At 64.7% G+C, this 16,445-nt stretch carries 17 protein-coding genes; 10 read left to right on the forward strand and 7 right to left on the reverse strand.

Annotation, left to right across the window (positions count from 1 at the left end; all coding sequences use genetic code 11):
* Nucleotides 1-61: 61 nt before the first annotated feature.
* Together ACMGG8_RS10955 and ACMGG8_RS10960 are read left to right on the forward strand one after the other, a co-directional pair.
* On the forward strand, nucleotides 62-901 hold the full coding sequence (locus tag ACMGG8_RS10955; protein WP_060840772.1) for an ATPase: 840 nt from the start codon (nucleotides 62-64) through the stop codon (nucleotides 899-901).
* Nucleotides 902-1,018: 117 nt separating this feature from the next.
* Entirely contained in the window at nucleotides 1,019-1,867 is an 849-nt protein-coding gene (locus tag ACMGG8_RS10960; RefSeq protein WP_108545317.1) for a cache domain-containing protein, read from the forward strand.
* Nucleotides 1,868-1,923: 56 nt separating this feature from the next.
* Here ACMGG8_RS10960 and ACMGG8_RS10965 read toward each other — a convergent pair whose 3' ends face one another.
* Complete coding sequence (locus ACMGG8_RS10965; protein WP_060844461.1) at nucleotides 1,924-3,438, reverse strand: MDR family MFS transporter; 1,515 nt, start codon at nucleotides 3,436-3,438, stop codon at nucleotides 1,924-1,926.
* A 402-nt stretch (nucleotides 3,439-3,840) separates the two neighbouring features.
* Between ACMGG8_RS10965 and ACMGG8_RS10970 the strand changes: the two genes are divergently transcribed.
* On the forward strand, nucleotides 3,841-4,755 hold the full coding sequence (locus tag ACMGG8_RS10970; protein WP_060840769.1) for a helix-turn-helix domain-containing protein: 915 nt from the start codon (nucleotides 3,841-3,843) through the stop codon (nucleotides 4,753-4,755).
* Here ACMGG8_RS10970 and ACMGG8_RS10975 read toward each other — a convergent pair.
* Together ACMGG8_RS10975 and ACMGG8_RS10980 are read right to left on the reverse strand one after the other, a co-directional pair.
* Complete coding sequence (locus ACMGG8_RS10975) at nucleotides 4,748-4,924, reverse strand: hypothetical protein (RefSeq protein WP_016968420.1); 177 nt, start codon at nucleotides 4,922-4,924, stop codon at nucleotides 4,748-4,750. The genes ACMGG8_RS10970 and ACMGG8_RS10975 overlap by 8 nt on opposite strands.
* A 129-nt stretch (nucleotides 4,925-5,053) precedes the next feature.
* Nucleotides 5,054-5,959 carry a LysR family transcriptional regulator gene (locus ACMGG8_RS10980; RefSeq protein WP_060840768.1) on the reverse strand — a complete coding sequence of 302 codons (906 nt, stop codon included), beginning with the start codon at nucleotides 5,957-5,959 and terminating at the stop codon, nucleotides 5,054-5,056.
* Between the two features lie 113 nt (nucleotides 5,960-6,072).
* On the opposite strand from ACMGG8_RS10980, the gene ACMGG8_RS10985 reads away from it, so the two are divergent.
* Both ACMGG8_RS10985 and ACMGG8_RS10990 read left to right on the forward strand, forming a co-directional pair.
* On the forward strand, nucleotides 6,073-6,957 hold the full coding sequence (locus ACMGG8_RS10985; RefSeq protein WP_108545319.1) for an MBL fold metallo-hydrolase: 885 nt from the start codon (nucleotides 6,073-6,075) through the stop codon (nucleotides 6,955-6,957).
* 69 nt (nucleotides 6,958-7,026) lie between these two features.
* The gene (locus ACMGG8_RS10990) at nucleotides 7,027-7,641 is read left to right on the forward strand and encodes an NAD(P)-dependent oxidoreductase (protein WP_060840766.1); all 615 of its coding nucleotides are present in this window, start codon (nucleotides 7,027-7,029) and stop codon (nucleotides 7,639-7,641) included.
* 116 nt (nucleotides 7,642-7,757) lie between these two features.
* Here ACMGG8_RS10990 and ACMGG8_RS10995 read toward each other — a convergent pair whose 3' ends face one another.
* Nucleotides 7,758-8,639 carry a LysR substrate-binding domain-containing protein gene (locus ACMGG8_RS10995; protein ID WP_108545403.1) on the reverse strand — a complete coding sequence of 294 codons (882 nt, stop codon included), beginning with the start codon at nucleotides 8,637-8,639 and terminating at the stop codon, nucleotides 7,758-7,760.
* Nucleotides 8,640-8,783: 144 nt separating this feature from the next.
* Here ACMGG8_RS10995 and ACMGG8_RS11000 point away from each other — a divergent pair, with 144 nt between their 5' ends.
* Entirely contained in the window at nucleotides 8,784-10,421 is a 1,638-nt protein-coding gene (locus ACMGG8_RS11000; RefSeq protein ID WP_414159577.1) for a 5-guanidino-2-oxopentanoate decarboxylase, read from the forward strand.
* Nucleotides 10,418-11,866 (forward strand): aldehyde dehydrogenase family protein, encoded by a 1,449-nt coding sequence (locus ACMGG8_RS11005; protein ID WP_414159578.1) that lies wholly within the window; start codon nucleotides 10,418-10,420, stop codon nucleotides 11,864-11,866. Before ACMGG8_RS11000 ends, ACMGG8_RS11005 begins: the two co-directional genes overlap by 4 nt.
* 25 nt (nucleotides 11,867-11,891) lie before the next feature.
* Here ACMGG8_RS11005 and ACMGG8_RS11010 read toward each other — a convergent pair whose 3' ends face one another.
* Nucleotides 11,892-12,821, reverse strand: coding sequence for an AraC family transcriptional regulator (locus ACMGG8_RS11010; RefSeq protein ID WP_060840763.1), 930 nt, complete (start codon nucleotides 12,819-12,821; stop codon nucleotides 11,892-11,894).
* 328 nt (nucleotides 12,822-13,149) lie between these two features.
* Between ACMGG8_RS11010 and ACMGG8_RS11015 the strand changes: the two genes are divergently transcribed.
* Both ACMGG8_RS11015 and ACMGG8_RS11020 read left to right on the forward strand, forming a co-directional pair.
* Nucleotides 13,150-13,515 (forward strand): putative quinol monooxygenase, encoded by a 366-nt coding sequence (locus tag ACMGG8_RS11015; protein ID WP_060844457.1) that lies wholly within the window; start codon nucleotides 13,150-13,152, stop codon nucleotides 13,513-13,515.
* Nucleotides 13,516-13,524: 9 nt separating this feature from the next.
* Complete coding sequence (locus ACMGG8_RS11020) at nucleotides 13,525-13,797, forward strand: hypothetical protein (RefSeq protein ID WP_060840761.1); 273 nt, start codon at nucleotides 13,525-13,527, stop codon at nucleotides 13,795-13,797.
* A gap of 9 nt (nucleotides 13,798-13,806) precedes the next feature.
* On the opposite strand, the gene ACMGG8_RS11025 is transcribed toward ACMGG8_RS11020, so the two are convergent.
* Both ACMGG8_RS11025 and ACMGG8_RS11030 read right to left on the reverse strand, forming a co-directional pair.
* On the reverse strand, nucleotides 13,807-14,436 hold the full coding sequence (locus tag ACMGG8_RS11025; RefSeq protein ID WP_060844456.1) for a flavin reductase family protein: 630 nt from the start codon (nucleotides 14,434-14,436) through the stop codon (nucleotides 13,807-13,809).
* A 165-nt stretch (nucleotides 14,437-14,601) separates the two neighbouring features.
* A complete protein-coding gene (locus ACMGG8_RS11030) occupies nucleotides 14,602-15,210 on the reverse strand; it encodes a heme utilization protein (protein ID WP_414159579.1) in 609 nt (202 codons plus the stop codon).
* Between the two features lie 386 nt (nucleotides 15,211-15,596).
* On the opposite strand from ACMGG8_RS11030, the gene ACMGG8_RS11035 reads away from it, so the two are divergent.
* The gene (locus tag ACMGG8_RS11035) at nucleotides 15,597-16,352 is read left to right on the forward strand and encodes a hypothetical protein (protein WP_060840758.1); all 756 of its coding nucleotides are present in this window, start codon (nucleotides 15,597-15,599) and stop codon (nucleotides 16,350-16,352) included.
* The last annotated feature ends 93 nt before the right edge of the window (nucleotides 16,353-16,445 follow it).

Consider the following 16,445-nt stretch of genomic DNA (forward strand, 5'->3'; position numbering starts at 1 on the left):
GCTGATTAGCGGTTTATACTCGCCGCACTCAGCCATCACCGCGGTCCATAAAGGTTGCCCCATGCGTAACGATGCACACGATGACTTCGATGACGTTCCAAGTCTGCGCGCCGATCCCCTCGACGACGATGTCTTCCCCACCACCCACGCTGCCCGCGAACGCACCACCGTGCATTCGCGCAGCACCCCGGTGGTCAAGGTCAAGGGGCCCAGCACCGGTCCTTTGTGGGCACTGGTCGGTGCGCTGTTCTTTGCCTTCATCGGTCTGGCCTGGTGGAGCTTTCAGCAGATCTCGCTGATGGAGCAGCAGCTGGTGGCGACCCAGGAAAGCTTCGCCAGGATCAGCGAAGAGGCGGCCGGACGCTTGCAGGACATTTCCGGCAAGGTGGTGGCCAGCCAGACCAATGTCACCACCGACAGCGAAGCGTTGAAGCTGCAGATCAAACAGTTGGAAAGCCGCTTGCAGGACCAGAGCCGACAGCAGCAGGGCGTGGCGGGCCAGGCCACCGACCTGGACAAGCGCCTGGCGCAGATGAGTGCCCAGACCAGCGAACAGCAGGCGGCCAACAGCCAGTTGCAGGCCCAGGTCAAAGCCCTGAGTGCTGAGCTGGCGAGCCTCAAGGGCGCCCAGAGCGATGCCGGCAAGCTCGATGCCCAGCTCAAGAGTCTGAACGCCGATCTGGCCGCGCTGAAAAAACAGGGCAACCCGAGCGCCGCCATCGAGCGCCTGGAACAGGAACTGGTGGTGCTCAAGAGCGAACAGGACAATCGTCCCGCCGCCGCGCAGAACGGCGCCAGCACTGCCGAGTTCGATGCCTTCCGTGGTCAGGTCACTCGCAACATCAATACCCTGCAAAGCCAGATCCAGAACCTGCAGCAGCAGATCAACAACCGTCCTTGAAGGCTCAGCCCCCCGCCTGTAGTGGCGGGGGAGGGCCAGCCAGGGTTTGCTGAATACTCGACCATATCCTGCCGCCGTCTACGCTCTTCACACGCCAACGGGAACGAGGAGCGAGCGATGAGGCGAGTGAAGAAAACGACCTGGCTGGGATGGCTGCTGTGGCTCTGCATGGGGTCGCTGCAGGCGGCGGTACCGGCTGCCGATGATTCGGTGGCGGCCCGCGCGTTGCTGGAAAAGGCCCTGCGCTATTACCACGACCAGGGTGACAAGGCGTTCGCGGCGTTCAGTCGTCAAGGCGAGTTCGTCGATCGCGATCGTTATGTGTTCGTGGTCGATACCCGGGGCGTGATGCTGGCCAGTGGCGGTCCTTCGTCGGCGCTGATTGGCCGTGATGTCTCCGAGGTACTGGGGCCGGACCTGCGCAAGGCGTTCAAGGACGCGCTGAAGACTCCCGAGGCCAATGGCATCCAGCAGGCCGAATACCGCTGGCAGAACTGGGCCGACGGCAAGATCGAGCGCAAGCATGTGTATTTCCAGCGTATCGGCGAGCGCATCCTGGCAGTGGGGTATTACCTGCCACGGGCCTCGGCCGATCAGGCCAAGGCCTTGCTGGAACGTGCGGCCACGGCCTTGGAGCGCGACCGCGCCGGCACCCTCAAAGCCATCAATGATCTGCGGGGCGGGTTTCTCGAAGACGATCTGTATGTGTTCGTGGTGGACCTCGACAGCCGGCGCTATCTGGCCCACGGCACCAACCTGCGGCTGCTCAACACCGATTTCGCCAAGATCAGGGATCCCGAGGGCAAGCCGGTGGGGGAACCGATCCTGGCGCTCATGGCTCGCCAGGACCAGGGGGAATACCAGTACCGCTGGAAGAATCCGGTGACCGGCAAGGTCGAGGACAAGCACGCCTATCTGCGCAAGGTGGGCCGGGTGCTGGTTGCGGTGGGCTACTACAGCCCCTGACTCCCGGTTGCGGGCCGCTGGCCGCCCTGGTCCGGCGGCTGGCGGCGGGTAGTCCCTCAGGCCTTGTCTTCACGCCCGCGCAACAGCCGGTTGGGCATGGCAATGGCCGCCGCCAGACCCAGCAGGGAAACCCCGGCACTGACCAGCAGCAGATGGCGGAAGGTCAGCAACAGTTCGTTGCGCAAGGCCTCCCGCGCGGGACCGGGGGCGGCATTCAGGCCGTCCAGCAGCGCGTTGCCGGATTGACCTTCGCCCATCAGCCCGGCGCCGCTTAAATGGGCCAGGCTGGAATCCTGCAGCAAGGCCAGCAGCAGCGCCGACATCAGCGCCACCCCCACCGCACCGCCCAGGGCGCGAAACAGGTTGGTGGTGCTGGTGGCGACGCCGATGTCCCGCTGCTCCACCGAGTTCTGGCTGCCCACCAGGGAGGTGGGGAACTGCATGCCGCTGGCGATTCCGCAGAGCAACATGCACAGGCCGCTCGGCAGCAGCGCTTGGGGCGGCACCAGGGCCATGCCGAGAATCGCCAGCGGCATCAGCAGCGCGCCACCGAGGATCATGGGTTTATAGCGTCCGGTCACCGAGGTCAGGCGGCCGGCGCAGTAGGCGCCCATGGGCAGGCCCATGGCCAGGGGCAGCAGGTGCAGGGCGGCGCTGTCGGCCCCGGCCCCGGTGATGCTCTGAAAGCGCAGCGGCATCAGCACGATCAGCGAGATGGCCTGGAAGCTGGTGAAGAAGATCGTGCACCAGCACAGCAGCGCGTTGCGGTTGGCGAACAGGTGCATCGGCAGCAGGGGTTCCCGGGCCCGTCGTTCATGCCAGACGAACAGGGCCAGGACGATGACGGCGATGGCCAGCAGGTCGAGCACGTCGGCACTGCGCCAGGAATGGCCCTGGCCCACCTGCGTGATGCCCAGCAGCAGGGCGCTCAGGCCGATGATCAGCAGCACGGTGCCGAGGTAGTCGATGATCGGTTTGCGCTGGGGCACCGGCAACCCTACCAGGGTGCGATGGGCCACCCACCAGGCGCCCAGGCCCAGGGGCAGGTTGATCAGAAACACCCAGCGCCATGAGAGAAACTCGGTCATGTAGCCGCCCAGCACCGGGCCGGCGACACTGGCCACCGCGTACATGCTGCTGAAGTAGCCTTGGTAGCGACCGCGCTCCCGGGGCGGGACTATGTCGCCGATGATCGCCTGGCTCACCGAGATCATGCCGCCGGCACCGATGCCCTGGAAGATCCGCGCCAGCACCAGTTGCTCCATGTTCTGTGCCAGGCCGCAGAACAGCGACGCCAGGGTGAACAGGCCCATGCCGAACAGCATCAGCCGTCGCCGGCCATAGAGATCGCCGAGCTTGCCGTAGATCGGCACGGCCACGGTCATTGCCACCATGTAGCCGGAGATGACCCAGGCCAGCAGGCTGACATCCTTGAACTGGGCGGAAATGGCCGGCATGGAGACAGCGACGATGGTCTGGTCCAGGGCGCCGAGAAAGATCGCCAGCATCAGGGCGATCAGCACGCTGCGGATGGCCGGTTTGGTCGGGACGGGTTGTTGGAGGTGAGTCACGAAAGAACCTGCGGGCGGTAATTGACCCGGTGCGGCAAGGCCGGCGGGGTTAGGCGCCAGTGTACTCGATAGGGAGCTATCGGATAGCTCCGCCAGCCTGGTGCCGGGAGATTTTCATGCAGGTTTTTCAACTCGGGGGGTCGCGCCAGACCGTCTCGTCTGCCGCGTTCCGGAAAAGCTTTGTGGCACTTGCTGATGCCGGGTAATGGGACGCATTCTGTATAGTGTCGGCCCTGTACCGGCAGCCTGAACCTTGACTGTACGAATGTTCATTTGTGTTTGCGGTGCTTGCATTTTTCCTGGGTGAACCTGTCAATTGACCGGTGGAACCTGGCGGTTACCCGAGCATTTCGCCGATCGGTGCAAATGTCCCCCCGATACTCTGAGGCCTGGACTGTAGTGATGAACAAGCCTGCCCTTGCGCCCATTCCCGTGTTCAAACTCTATGGCGAAAGCCTGGGCTGGCCGACCCCGGACCTGCTTCATTGCGAACCCATCAGCCAGCGCAGCCGCGAGCACCATTGGGAAATAAAACCCCATCGACACGCCGACCTCTGCCAGTTGCTGTTTATCAGTCGCGGGCAGGCGCAGTTGCAGGTCGAAGGGCAGCACAGGCTGCTGGACGAGCCGCTGGTCCAGGTGTTGCCACCGCTGTCGGTGCACGGCTTTCGTTTTTCCGAAGACATCGAAGGCTTTGTCGTGACCCTGGCGGCGCCGCTGGTCAGCCACTTGCAAGCTCAGTTGGGAGCCTCGGCAACCGCCCTGGCGAAGTCGGGCAGCTATCCGGCCGGGGAGGATACGCAATACCTGAACGGGCAGTTCGCCGCCCTGCAGAATGAATACCAGGGACAGCAACCTGCCCGGGAAATGCTCATGCATGCGCTGGTGAGCACGATCGTGGTCTGGATCGGGCGCCGGGCTCTGCAGTGCAGCAGTGCCAGCCAGCGTCCGCAGCGCGCCCGGGAATATTTCAATGGCTTCATCCAGTTGGTCGAGGCCCATTACCGCGAGCATCTGAAGGTCGAGGATCTGGCGCAGAAACTCGGTATCTCGGTGTCGCACCTCAATGGCACCTGTCGTGAGCTGGCCGGGCAACCGGCGCTGCAGATCATCCACCAGCGCCAGTTGCTGGAAGCCAAGCGCCTGCTGACCTACACCGGGATGACCATCTACGAGATCTCCGATGAGCTGGGGTTTTCCGACCCCACCAACTTCACCCGGCTGTTCCGGCGCCGCGAAGGCATCTCGCCCAAGGTGTTCCGCGACCGGCTCAAGGCCGATCAGGCCGGAGACGGCGTGGCGTCGTCACTCACCTGAGGGCGTTCAGGGTGGCGTTGTGGGGGATGCAGCGTTCCAGGTTGCAGCTGGCGTAGTTGCGCGGCTGCATGCGGGCCTGCTCGACGCGATAAGCCGCGGTACCGTAAAGCGCCAGGGTCACGGTGCAGGTCATGAAGATGGCCAGGTACCTTCTTGTCTTGACGTTCATGGCTAAAACCTCTGAACCAATACCCCCGTCATTTGAGGGGGTACTGTTATCAGCATAGGTCAGTTGCCGTTGCTTGCCAGACCGCTGGCCGGTCTGATTGGCGAGGTATTCAGCGGTTCGATCGTATGGCTAGAGTCCCACGTCCCAGAGCGGTTCCTGGGGGAATCTGAGGACCAGGAAGTCCAGCATGCTGCGCAGGGTGGCGGGCATGTGCTTGCGTGAGGCGTAGACCGCGTACATGTTCATCTTGCGCGGTTCGGCATGGGGCAGCAGGCGCACCAGCTCTGCGCGCTTGATGTACTCCCCGGCCTGGTAGCTGGGGAGCATGGCGATACCGGCGCCGGCCACGGTGGCGCGCAGCAGGGTGCTGGCTTCGTTGGCGCTGATGTTGCCCTGTACCGGCACTGACACCTGCTCGCCGTCCTGTTCGAAATGCCACAGGCTCTTGCCGAAGTAGGAGTGGGTCAGGCAGTTGTGCCGGCTCAGCTCTTCCACCCGTTGCGGTGCCGGGTGTTCGCGCAGATAGGCCGGGGACGCGCAGATCACCGAGCGGCAGACGGTCAGGCGGCGGGCGATCAGGTTCGGGTCCAGGTCGTTGCTGGTGCGGATGGCCAGGTCGATGCGCTCATCCACCAGGTTCACCGTGCGGTCGAGCATCTGCAGGTCGATGCTCACGCCCGGATAGCGTTTGACGTAGTCGGCCATGGCATCGGCCAGTTGCGATTGGCCGAACGAGGTACTGACGCTGATGCGCAGCAGCCCGCGGGGCGCGTCATCAGGTTCGCCGACCGCCGCCTGCATGTCGTTGGACAACTCCAGCATCTGTCGGCAGCGGGGCAGGATCTCGCCGCCGGCGGCGGTCAGACTCAGCTTGCGCGTGGTGCGGTGCATCAACCGCGCGCCGACCCAGTCCTCCAGTTCCGCCAGATAGCGTGAAACCACCGGTCGCGACAGGTCCAGGTGGTCGGCGGCGGCCGATTGGCTGCCCAGGTCGACGACGGTGACGAAGACCCGCATTGCTTGGAGACGATCCATGATTTGCCCGCTTTCAGAAACAAACTATGTTCAAGCATCGCATTTTTTGTAACGAGACTGGCAACTAAGCTTGCTCCACTTCTCACCTGTCAATCGATGCCGGAGCTGCCTTCATGATCGGATTCACCTCACTCAAACGCCTGCTGCTGGCCACCGCCACCCTGGGTTTTGCCGCCCATGCCGCAGCCGCCGAGCCCAGCCTGCAACTGGATGTCTACAACCCGGGCGCCAATGCCATCTTCCCGGTGACCTCGGTGCTGGTCAGCGGCAAGAAGGACGCCATCCTGGTGGACGCCCAGTTCGGCAAGTCCCAGGCCCAGCAACTGGTGGACAAGATTCGCGCCAGCGGCAAGCACCTGACCACCATCTACATCAGCCACGGTGACCCGGACTACTACTTCGGCCTCGACACCCTGACCGCCGCCTTCCCCGACGCCAAGGTCGTGGCTTCGCAGCCGACCGTGGATCACATCAAGGCCACGGTGGACGGCAAGCTGGCGTTCTGGGGCCCGAAAATGGGCGCTGACGTGCCGGCCAAGACCATCGTGCCCGGTGTGCTCAAGGGCCACAGCCTGACCCTGGAAGGGCAGAAGCTCGAAGTCATCGGCCTGGACGGCAAGCAGCCGGACCGCAGCTTTGTCTGGATTCCGTCGATCAAGGCGGTGGTCGGTGGCGTGGTGGTCGCGGAAAACATCCACGTGTGGATGGCCGATACCCAGACGCCACAGTCCCATACCGACTGGCTGAGCACCCTGAAGACCATCGAGGGCCTGCAACCCAAGACCGTGATCCCCGGGCACTTCCTGGGTGACAGCGCCCGTACCCTGGCCCCGGTGCACTTCACCGCGGACTACATCAAAGCCTTCGATGAAGAGACAGCCAAGGCCAAGGATTCTGCCGCACTGATCGCGGCCATGAAGAAGCGTTACCCGGACCTGGGCGAAGACAGCTCCCTGGAGCTGAGCGCCAAGGTCGCCAAGGGCGAAATGAAGTGGTGACACCGGTTTGACCCGCTCCCCTGTGGGGGCGGATGCCTCTGTACTCTCTTAGCCAACTGGAGACACATCATGAGCAACATCGCAATCATTGGCGCCACCGGCCGTGCCGGTAGCCAACTGCTGGAAGAAGCCCTGCGTCGCGGTCACAGCGTCACCGCCATCGCCCGTAGCACAGCGAAGATCGGCCAGCGTGCCGGCGTGGTCACCCGCGAAGTGGATGTGGCCGACAGTGCTGCGTTGCAGGCGGCAGTGGCCGGTCACGACGTGGTGATCAGTGCCGCGCATTTTTCCACCATCCCGGCCAATGCCATCATCGATCCGGTGAAAAAGGCCGGGGTCAAGCGTCTGCTGGTGGTCGGCGGTGCCGGTTCGCTGCTGTTGCCCGGCGGCGGCAAGGTCATCGACAGCCCGGGCTTCCCGGAGGAGTACAAGGCCGAGGCCAGCGCCGGTGGCGTGTACCTGGACACCTTGCGCAAGGAGCAGGATCTGGACTGGACCTTCCTTTCGCCATCGGCGGAGTTCGTCGAAGGTGAACGTACCGGGCACTTCCGCCTGGGCCAGGACGATCTCTTGGTGAGCGCCGAAGGCCGCAGCTGGATCAGCTTTGCCGACTACGCCATCGCCCTGCTCGATGAAGTGGAAAAACCGGCTCATCGCCGTCAGCGTTTCACCGTTGGTTACTGATTAGCGGCCGATTGCCCCGGTAGCCGCCTGCTCCAGGCGGCTACCGGGGTGTTGCACTCAGTGTCGAAGGCCCCACGCGGGCCTTTTTGCTGTCTGCCGGCATCAGGTTTTCTGCTTCAGCGCTGTCGGGCCTGTTCCACCAGCCAGTCCAGCAGTTCCTGCAGGGCCGCCGAAGGCCCCGGACGTTCCGGGTACACCAGGTAATACGCCTGCCCCGTGGGCACCTTCAATTCAAAGGGCATGACCAGCCGCCCGGCACTCAGGTCATCGCCAATCAACGCCCAGTCGCCAATCGCCACGCCTGTGCCCTGGGACGCCACGGACATCGCCAGGTCCAGGGTTTCGAAGTGCTGGCCCTTGCCCAGGGTGTCCAGTGGCGTACCGGCGGCCTTGAGCCAGGTCTGCCAGTCCCGTTGGTCATGGGATGGGTGCAACAGCAGGTGCTGTTGCAGGTCGGCGGGGCTTCTGAGCGGTACCGGGCCTTCCAGCAGGGGCTGGGAGCAGACCGGGGTCAGCTGTTCATTGAACAGGTGCCGCGAGCCCAGGGTCGGGGGCGGCGGCGCGCCATACATCACCGCCGCGTCAAACGGCTCGCGGCCGAAATCCACCCCGTGGGCAATGGTCGTGGTCAGTTGCACCGGCACCTCGGGGCGCTCCTTTTGCCACTGCAGCAAGCGGGGCAGCAGCCAGCGCATCACACAGGTCGGGGCCTTGAGCCGCAGGTGGCGATTGCGCCCGCCGATCTCGTCCACCGCACCATTGATCAGTTCGAACACCTGCTGCACCCGCGGCAGCCATTCCCGGCCTTCGGCCGTGAGGCTCAGGCCGCGGGCCTGGCGCTGGAACAACGGATAACCCAGGTGGCTTTCCAGTCCGGCGATCTGCCGGCTCACGGCGCCTTGCGTGATGTGCAGTTGCTCGGCGGCGCGGGTGAAGTTGCAGCACTGGGCGGTGACCAGAAAAGTGTGCAGCGCGGGCAGGGGGGGAAGGCGTTTCATGGGGAGCCAAGGCATGACGTGGGGACATGGCTAGTATGACTTTTTATCCATTGTTGCGGCTACCGGCGCGCCGTTCCAATAGCCCTCTCCCGGCGCCCGGCAGTGGCGCCCGCCGGGTATCCAATCAACAAGAAGGGCGATGAGATGGCGACGTGCGGTGAAGTACTGGTCAAGTTACTCGAGGGCTATGGCGTCGAGCAGGTGTTCGGCATTCCGGGGGTGCATACGGTCGAGCTGTACCGCGGCCTGGCCCGTTCTTCCATCAAGCACGTCACCCCGCGGCATGAACAGGGGGCCGGTTTCATGGCCGATGGCTACGCCCGCACCAGCGGCAAGCCCGGCGTGTGCTTCATCATCACCGGCCCCGGCATGACCAACATCACCACCGCCATGGGCCAGGCCTACGCTGACTCGATCCCCATGCTGGTGATCTCCAGCGTGCAGACCCGCAGCCAGCTGGGCGGCGGGCGCGGCAAGCTGCACGAGTTGCCCAACCAGAGTGCGCTGGTCAGTGGCGTGGCGGCGTTTTCCCATACCCTGATGAGCGCCGACGAGCTGCCGGCAGTGCTGGCCCGGGCCTTCGCCCTGTTCCAGGCCGGGCGTCCACGGCCGGTGCACATCGAGATTCCCCTCGATGTGCTGGTCCAGGAAGCCGACCACTTGCTGGCTTGCGAGCCGGTGCAGATCGCCCGTGCCGGCGCCGCCCCGGCGGCCATCGCGCAGATGAGCCAGCTGTTGGCCAACGCCAAGCGGCCGTTGATTCTGGCCGGTGGTGGCGCCATTGACGCCGCAGAGGCCCTGACCCACCTGGCGGAACGGCTGCAAGCGCCGGTGGCCTTGACCATCAACGCCAAGGGCCTGCTGCCGTCGGCGCATCCGCTGCTGATCGGCTCCACCCAGTCGCTGGTGGCGACCCGGGCCCTGGTGGCGGAGGCCGACGTGGTGCTGGCCATTGGCACCGAACTGGCGGAAACCGACTACGACGTGACCTTCGCCGGTGGTTTTGAAATTCCCGGTGCCTTGCTGCGCATCGATATCGACCCCGACCAGACCGTGCGCAACTACCCGCCGAAAGTGGCACTGGTGGCCGACGCACAGATTGCAGCCCAAGCGCTGCTGGCAGAATTGTCGCGCCAGCCCTTGAGTGCCCGGGGCACCGATTGGGGCCCGGTTCGGGCTGCGGCCCTGCGCAGCGAACTCGAAGGCCTCTGGGACGCGCCGACCCGGGCCCAGACCCGGTTGCTGGAAACCGTGCTCGAGGAGTTGCCGGAGATCGTCGTGGTGGGCGATTCCACCCAGCCGGTGTACAGCGGCAACCTGACCTTCAACCCCGAGCGGCCACGACGCTGGTTCAATGCCTCCACCGGCTACGGCACCTTGGGTTATGCCTTGCCGGCGGCGATTGGTGCCTGGCTCGGCGGCGGCTCGCAGCCCAGCCAGCGCCGGCCGGTGGCCTGCCTGATCGGCGACGGTGGCTTGCAGTTCACGCTCGCGGAACTGGCCTGCGCGGTCGAGGCGCAGACCCCGATCATCGTCCTGCTGTGGAATAACCAGGGCTACGAAGAGATCAAGAAATACATGGTCAACCGCGCCATCGAGCCGGTGGGCGTCGACATCTACACCCCGGATTTCATCGCCGTGGCCAAGGGCCTGGGGTGCGCCGCCGAGCGCATCGACACCGCCGAGCAACTGCGTGCGGCATTGCGCGCGGCGGTGGATCGCCAGGGCCCGACCCTGATTGAAATCGACCAGAACCGCTGGACCCAGGGAGTCACGGCATGAGCGCGCAAGCGGTGTTGAACGGGCTGTACATCGACGGCCAATGGTCGGCGGGCGGCGCGCTGTTGCAGGTCATCAGCCCCGTTACCGAGGCCCCGCTGGCGCAGGTGGCGGGGGGCGGTGCCGAGGCGGTGGATCAGGCGTTGCAGGCCGCCACCCAAAGTTTCGCGCGCTGGTCGCAAAGCAGTGGGGCCGAGCGTGCCGCGGTGCTGCGCAGGATTGCCCGCGGCGTCGCCGAGCGCCGTGAGCGCCTGATGCACTTGCAGTCGAGCAACAACGGCAAGCCGCAGTTCGAAGCCGCAATGGACGTGGACGATGTGATTGCCACCTTCGACTATTACGCCGGGCTGGCCGAGGGGCTGGACCGGGCCCAGGACACCGAGGTGGCGCTGCCCAGCGCCGACTTCAGCGCCCGCTTGCGCCGCGAGCCCTGTGGCGTGGTCGGGCTGATCGTGCCGTGGAACTTCCCCATGGTCACCACCGCCTGGAAGCTCGCGCCCGCTCTGGCGGCGGGCTGTTGCGTGGTGCTCAAGCCTTCGGAAGTGACCCCGCTGGCGGAGCTGGAGCTGGCGGCGATCATTGCCGACAGCGGCTTGCCCGATGGCGTGTTCAACCTGGTGTGCGGCACTGGCCTGGCGGTGGGCGCGCCGTTGGCGGCGGACCCGCGCGTGGCGAAGATTTCCTTCACCGGCAGCAATGCGGTGGGGGTCCAGGTGATGCAGCGGGCGGCGGAAACCGTCAAGGGCGTGAGCCTGGAACTGGGCGGCAAGTCATCCTTGCTGGTGCTGGCCGATGCCGACCTGGACCTGGCGGTGGAGCTGGCCTGTGGCGGCGGTTTCTTCAATGCCGGGCAGATGTGCTCGGCCACCAGCCGGGTGTTGGTCGCCGACGAACTGGCCGATGAATTCCTCTTGCGGCTCAAGGCCCGGACCGAGGCTATTCGGGTGGGCGACCCGTGCGACCCGGAGGTGACCATGGGCCCCCTGGTCAACCAGGCGCAATACCGGCGCGTGCTGGCGCACATCGAGCGCGGCTTGAATGTCGGCGCCAGGCTGGTGTGTGGCGGCGGCCGTCCGGTGGGGTTGGCCCAGGGCTTTTTCATCCAGCCCACGGTGTTCACCGAAGTGCCGTTGGACAGCGCCCTGTGGCGCGAAGAGATCTTTGGCCCGGTGCTTTGCGTGCGCAGCTTCAGCAGCGAACAGGAGGCGATCGCGCTGGCCAACGACAGCGAGTTCGGCCTGGTGGCCAGCGTGGTGGGAGCGGACCTGGACAATGCCGAACGGGTCGCCAATGCCTTGCAGGCCGGCCTGGTATGGATCAACGCGCCCCAGGTGATCTTTCCCCAGACCGCCTGGGGCGGTTACAAGCAGAGCAGCATCGGCCGCGAACTGGGCCCCTGGGGCCTGCAGGCGTTCCAGGAACTCAAGCACGTCATCCGCGCCCTGTAGGCGCCGGCTTGCCGGCGAACCCGGGTTACCCGCCAACCCGCAGGCGCGCCATGTCCCGCAACGGCGGCGCGCCGAACAGCCGGCTGTATTCGCGGCTGAACTGCGACGGGCTTTCATAGCCGACCCGGTAACCCGCCGCCGAAGCTTCCAGCCCTTCGGCCAGCATCAAGCGCCGGGCTTCCTGCAGGCGCAGCTGTTTCTGGTACTGCAACGGGCTCATGGCGGTCATGGCCTTGAAGCGGTGGTGCAGGGTCGACACGCTCAGGTTGACTTCCCGGGCCAGCTCATCGATGCGCAGCGGGTGGACGAAATTGCCGTTGAGCCACTTGATGGCCTGGTTGACCCGGTGGCCCTGGCTGTTGGCGGTGGCGATCTCATACAGGCGGTGGCCCTGGGGGCTGCGCAGCAGGCGATAGAGAATTTCCCGGCGCACCAGGGGCGCGAGCATGGCGATGTCTTTCGGGGTGTCCAGCAGGCGGGTCAGGCGCAGCACCGCGTCGAGCATCGCCGGGTCCAGGCGTTCCACGTACAGGCCGCGCCCGGTGGGCCGGGCAGGGACGCCGAGGGGGCCGGCATCGGCGATCAGCGCATTGATTTCGCCGGGGTCGATGTCCAGGCGCAGGGCCAGGATCGGCTCCTGCGGCGACACGATTGCCACCTTGCCGCTCAGCGGTACGGAAACCGAGACCACCAGGTAATTCAGCGGGTCGTAGTTGTAGCTTTCATCGGCCAGGCGCACTTCCTTGCGGCCCTGGGCCATGATGCACAGCGCCGGTTGCGCCAGCACCGAGCCGAAGTGATGGGAGGTGCTGTGACGCGAGACGAACAGCGAGTCGATGGCGGTGGCGTAGCTGCCGTCTTCGGTGGTGTTGCGCGCGATGATCGCGGCCAGTTCCACGCGCTGGCGTTCCATCTCCGGAGCCAGGGGCGGCGGCAGGGTATCCAGTGATGACATGGGGCGCCTCGGGGTGTTTGCAGTCGGCACAGCTTAAGTTTGTGCAAGAGTCGCGGGTAGGCGAATCCTGCGTAAAACTTGCCTGATCCTGCTGCTTGCGCGCGGGATAGACAAGAGGCGCCGACGCCCGGGCGCGTCACTTGCTTGAAACGCCGCGGTAACGCTTTTGCCCCATGCCGCCGCCCAAGCGATGGAGAAAGCGGCTGGTCGCAGGATTGGGCAAATCAACGGCAGAAATCGACTAACGCGCGAAAGGGCCCGCCCCGTATCGTTGATCCTGTCGCAGCCCGTCCCCGGCTGCCTCGACAACACCCTGGGAGGGTCGCACATGTCCACGCATATTCCGGTCAGTCACATGGCCTTTGTCCGAGCCCGGGCCGGGCGTTCCAAGGAACTGGGTGCGCGCTTGAGCAGCCTGATCGAACCGTCGCGCCAGGCCAGCGGTTGCCTGCACTTCGCCCTGCAGCATTCGCAGTGCGATGCCGACCTGTGGCTGGTGTCCGGTTTCTGGAGCAGCCAGCAGGCGATGACCGCCTATTTCAGCTCGCCGGCCATGGCGATCTTTGCCGAGCTGGTGCAGGACCTGGTGGTCAACAGCCTGGATTTTCATACCTTCAGTACGGTGTCGGCGCTCCAAGCCCATGGCGAATACCCCCAACTGCAGCGTGCACCGCTGCACAAGCTGGCCAGTTGAAGGTTTACAATGGCCGACTTTTCATTGGCCAGGACTTGCAACATGGCACGCAAAGAGTTTGCACATTACGAAGCCGTTTCCGCGGTGGTTCCGGGGGAGGGCGGATACAGCGCCGCCATCGCCGTCAAAGCCCTCGGAGCATCGGGCGCCCCGCGCTTTCACAAAGTCCTGGATGAGCAGAGGTTCAAGACTGCCCATGACGCCGACCAGGCTGCCGCACAACAACTCGAACAGCTGGCCGACGTCGATCAGGACGGCGAATTGAGCTGGAAAGCCGACTGATTCGCCGCGCTACTTGACCGCCCCCGGGCGGTGCATCTTGAACAACGCTTCCGGCCCCAGCTGGAAGTAATCCGCCGGTCCGCCGCCGCGCAGAATCGGTTCTGCCGCGGCGGTGTCGTAGATCCCGTCCTTGAGCAGCCACTTGGCGATATGCACGGCGACCACCTCGCCGAGGATCAGCCAGCTCGGCACCAGCTCTTTGTCCGCCCGCTGCAATTGAATGATCTGGGTGACCTTGCACTCGAAGGACACCGGGCTCTCGGCTACCCGCGGCACACTGATGACCTTCGACGCCACGGGCGTCAGGCCGGCCAGGGCGAACTCGTCGACCTCGGGCGCAACCGCGGCGCAGCTCTGGTTCATCTGCTCGGCCAGTGGCCGGGTAGCCAGGTTCCAGGCGAATTCACCGGTGGCCTCGATGTTGTTCAGGCTGTCTTTGCGCCCGACGCTGGAGAACCCGATGATCGGCGGAATGTAGTTGAAGGCATTGAAGAAGCTGTAAGGCGCTAGGTTCAGCCGGCCTTGTGCATCCTGGGAAGAGATCCAGCCGATGGGGCGCGGGCCGACGATGGCATTGAACGGGTCATGGGGCAGACCGTGGCCCAGGGCGGGTTGGTAGAAGTGGATATCGTCGGACATGGCTCAAGGTTCCTGCTGTGGGGCGAGTGAAGGGCGCCATAGTGCAGTGCGCACTGCTCGAATTCCAGCGTTCCAAACCCCGGTTTAGGCCGCTGACGGGGGATGTTGGCGGAGCACAAAAGACTAAGCCCGGCCGAAGCCGGGCTGTGATGTCAGGTGAGTCGATCAACTGATGGTGGCGGAACCGGTGCGATCGTAACCGTCGGCCGCGAAGGTGGCGGAACCGGTGCGATCGTAACCGTCGGCCGCGAAGGTGGCGGAACCGGTGCGGTCGTAGCCGTCTTCAGCGAGGGTGGCGGAACCGGTGCGGTCGTAGCCATCGGCAGCGAGGGTGGCAGAGCCGGTGCGGTCGTAGCCGTCGGCGGCGAAGGTGGCGGAACCGGTGCGGTCGTAGCCGTCGGCGGCGAAGGTGGCGGAACCGGTGCGGTCGTAGCCGTCTTCAGCGAGGGTGGCGGAACCGGTGCGATCGTAACCATCGGCGGCGAGGGTGGCAGAGCCGGTGCGATCATAGCCGTCGGCGGCGAGGGTGGCGGAACCGGTGCGGTCGTAACCGTCGGCAGCGAAGGTGGCGGAACCGGTGCGGTCGTAGCCATCGGCGGCGAAGGTGGCGGAACCGGTGCGGTCGTAGCCATCGGCGGCGAAGGTGGCGGAACCGGTGCGGTCGTAGCCATCGGCGGCGAGGGTGGCGGAACCGGTGCGGTCGTAACCGTCGGCAGCGAAGGTGTTGGCAGCCAGTACCGACAGGGTCAGGGCGAGGATCAGTTTGGTTTTCATGGCGGTGTCTCCGGGTTCGTTGAGGTGTTTGCGTTGGGCTTGATGTGAATCCTACTCCGATAAAGTTGATTAAAAAGCGCAAATAAATGCTTATTAAAATCGAATTTATCGATGTGTATAGGGGCGTCACTCACCGCCGATCAGCGCATTCAGGCCTCATTACAGATACGCACCAAGTCGCAACTTGGATTCAGTAGCAGCCTAAGGAGCCGGCATTAACTGACCGTTAATGGCTCAGTCCATGGGGCAGGAAAGGATTAAAAAAACCATCAACGGTTTTTTCATTCGGCCCCGACCTATTTTTCACCCCCGAGCCTTCAGCCTTCGCGCAGGTCTGCAACCCACGACAGGCCATTTTGAATGCGACCCTTGGAGCTCCTTGATCAATGAACAAACTTCCCCAGATCACCCTGGCCTTCTGGGTCATGAAAATCTGCGCGACAACCTTGGGGGAAACCGCCGGTGATCTGCTGTCGATGACCCTCAATGTCGGTTACGCCATCAGCTCGATGATCCTGATCAGCGTGTTCCTGCTGACCCTGGTCACCCAGCTGTGGTCCAAGACCTACAACCCGGTGCTGTACTGGATGGTGATTCTCTCCACCAGTACCGCCGGCACCACCCTGTCGGACTTCATGGACCGCACCTTGGGCCTGGGCTATGCCAGTGGCTCGCTGATCCTGATCGGGATGCTGCTGGCGATCTTCGCCGCCTGGCGCCTGAGTGGCGACTCGCTGAACGTCAACAGGATCCAGACCTTTCGCGGCGAGCTGTTCTATTGGATGGCGATCCTGTTTTCCAACACCCTGGGCACCGCCCTGGGCGATTACCTGGCGGACGATTCGGGGCTGGGTTTTGCCGGCGGCGCGTTGCTGATCGGCTCGACCATTGCCGTGGTGGTCCTGCTCAAGTACCTCACCCGGCTCTCGTCGGTGCTGCTGTTCTGGGTGGCCTTCGTGCTGACCCGGCCGTTCGGCGCCACCCTGGGCGACTTCCTCACCAAGCCCCATGAAAAGGGCGGGCTGGATTTCGGCACCATCGGCTCGTCGGCGGTACTGGCGGGGATTCTGCTGGTGATGATTGTCGGCGCGGCCTGGGCCCAGAACCGCTATGCGCGCCAGGGCGCCGCCGAACTCTCCTGAGCCAAACCCACTTTCTGTAGGCGCCGGCTGGCCGGCGAACGCCTCCCCACAGATCGCGAAAAAAAGCGCCCGGGCCTTGCACCCGGGCGCTGT

The organism is Pseudomonas sp. BNK-45 (genome assembly GCF_047456255.1).
Lineage (GTDB): Bacteria > Pseudomonadota > Gammaproteobacteria > Pseudomonadales > Pseudomonadaceae > Aquipseudomonas.

Excerpts from the sequence above, each read along its gene's own strand:
- ACMGG8_RS10955 (WP_060840772.1), top strand. The coding sequence starts at position 62 with ATGCGTAACGATGCACACGATGACTTCGATGACGTTCCAAGTCTGCGC.
- ACMGG8_RS10960 (WP_108545317.1), top strand. The coding sequence starts at position 1,019 with ATGAGGCGAGTGAAGAAAACGACCTGGCTGGGATGGCTGCTGTGGCTC.
- ACMGG8_RS10970 (WP_060840769.1), top strand. The coding sequence starts at position 3,841 with ATGAACAAGCCTGCCCTTGCGCCCATTCCCGTGTTCAAACTCTATGGC.
- ACMGG8_RS10975 (WP_016968420.1), bottom strand. The coding sequence starts at position 4,924 with ATGAACGTCAAGACAAGAAGGTACCTGGCCATCTTCATGACCTGCACC.
- ACMGG8_RS10980 (WP_060840768.1), bottom strand. The coding sequence starts at position 5,959 with ATGGATCGTCTCCAAGCAATGCGGGTCTTCGTCACCGTCGTCGACCTG.
- ACMGG8_RS10985 (WP_108545319.1), top strand. The coding sequence starts at position 6,073 with ATGATCGGATTCACCTCACTCAAACGCCTGCTGCTGGCCACCGCCACC.
- ACMGG8_RS10990 (WP_060840766.1), top strand. The coding sequence starts at position 7,027 with ATGAGCAACATCGCAATCATTGGCGCCACCGGCCGTGCCGGTAGCCAA.
- ACMGG8_RS10995 (WP_108545403.1), bottom strand. The coding sequence starts at position 8,639 with ATGAAACGCCTTCCCCCCCTGCCCGCGCTGCACACTTTTCTGGTCACC.
- ACMGG8_RS11000 (WP_414159577.1), top strand. The coding sequence starts at position 8,784 with ATGGCGACGTGCGGTGAAGTACTGGTCAAGTTACTCGAGGGCTATGGC.
- ACMGG8_RS11005 (WP_414159578.1), top strand. The coding sequence starts at position 10,418 with ATGAGCGCGCAAGCGGTGTTGAACGGGCTGTACATCGACGGCCAATGG.
- ACMGG8_RS11010 (WP_060840763.1), bottom strand. The coding sequence starts at position 12,821 with ATGTCATCACTGGATACCCTGCCGCCGCCCCTGGCTCCGGAGATGGAA.
- ACMGG8_RS11015 (WP_060844457.1), top strand. The coding sequence starts at position 13,150 with ATGTCCACGCATATTCCGGTCAGTCACATGGCCTTTGTCCGAGCCCGG.
- ACMGG8_RS11020 (WP_060840761.1), top strand. The coding sequence starts at position 13,525 with ATGGCCGACTTTTCATTGGCCAGGACTTGCAACATGGCACGCAAAGAG.
- ACMGG8_RS11025 (WP_060844456.1), bottom strand. The coding sequence starts at position 14,436 with ATGTCCGACGATATCCACTTCTACCAACCCGCCCTGGGCCACGGTCTG.
- ACMGG8_RS11030 (WP_414159579.1), bottom strand. The coding sequence starts at position 15,210 with ATGAAAACCAAACTGATCCTCGCCCTGACCCTGTCGGTACTGGCTGCC.
- ACMGG8_RS11035 (WP_060840758.1), top strand. The coding sequence starts at position 15,597 with ATGAACAAACTTCCCCAGATCACCCTGGCCTTCTGGGTCATGAAAATC.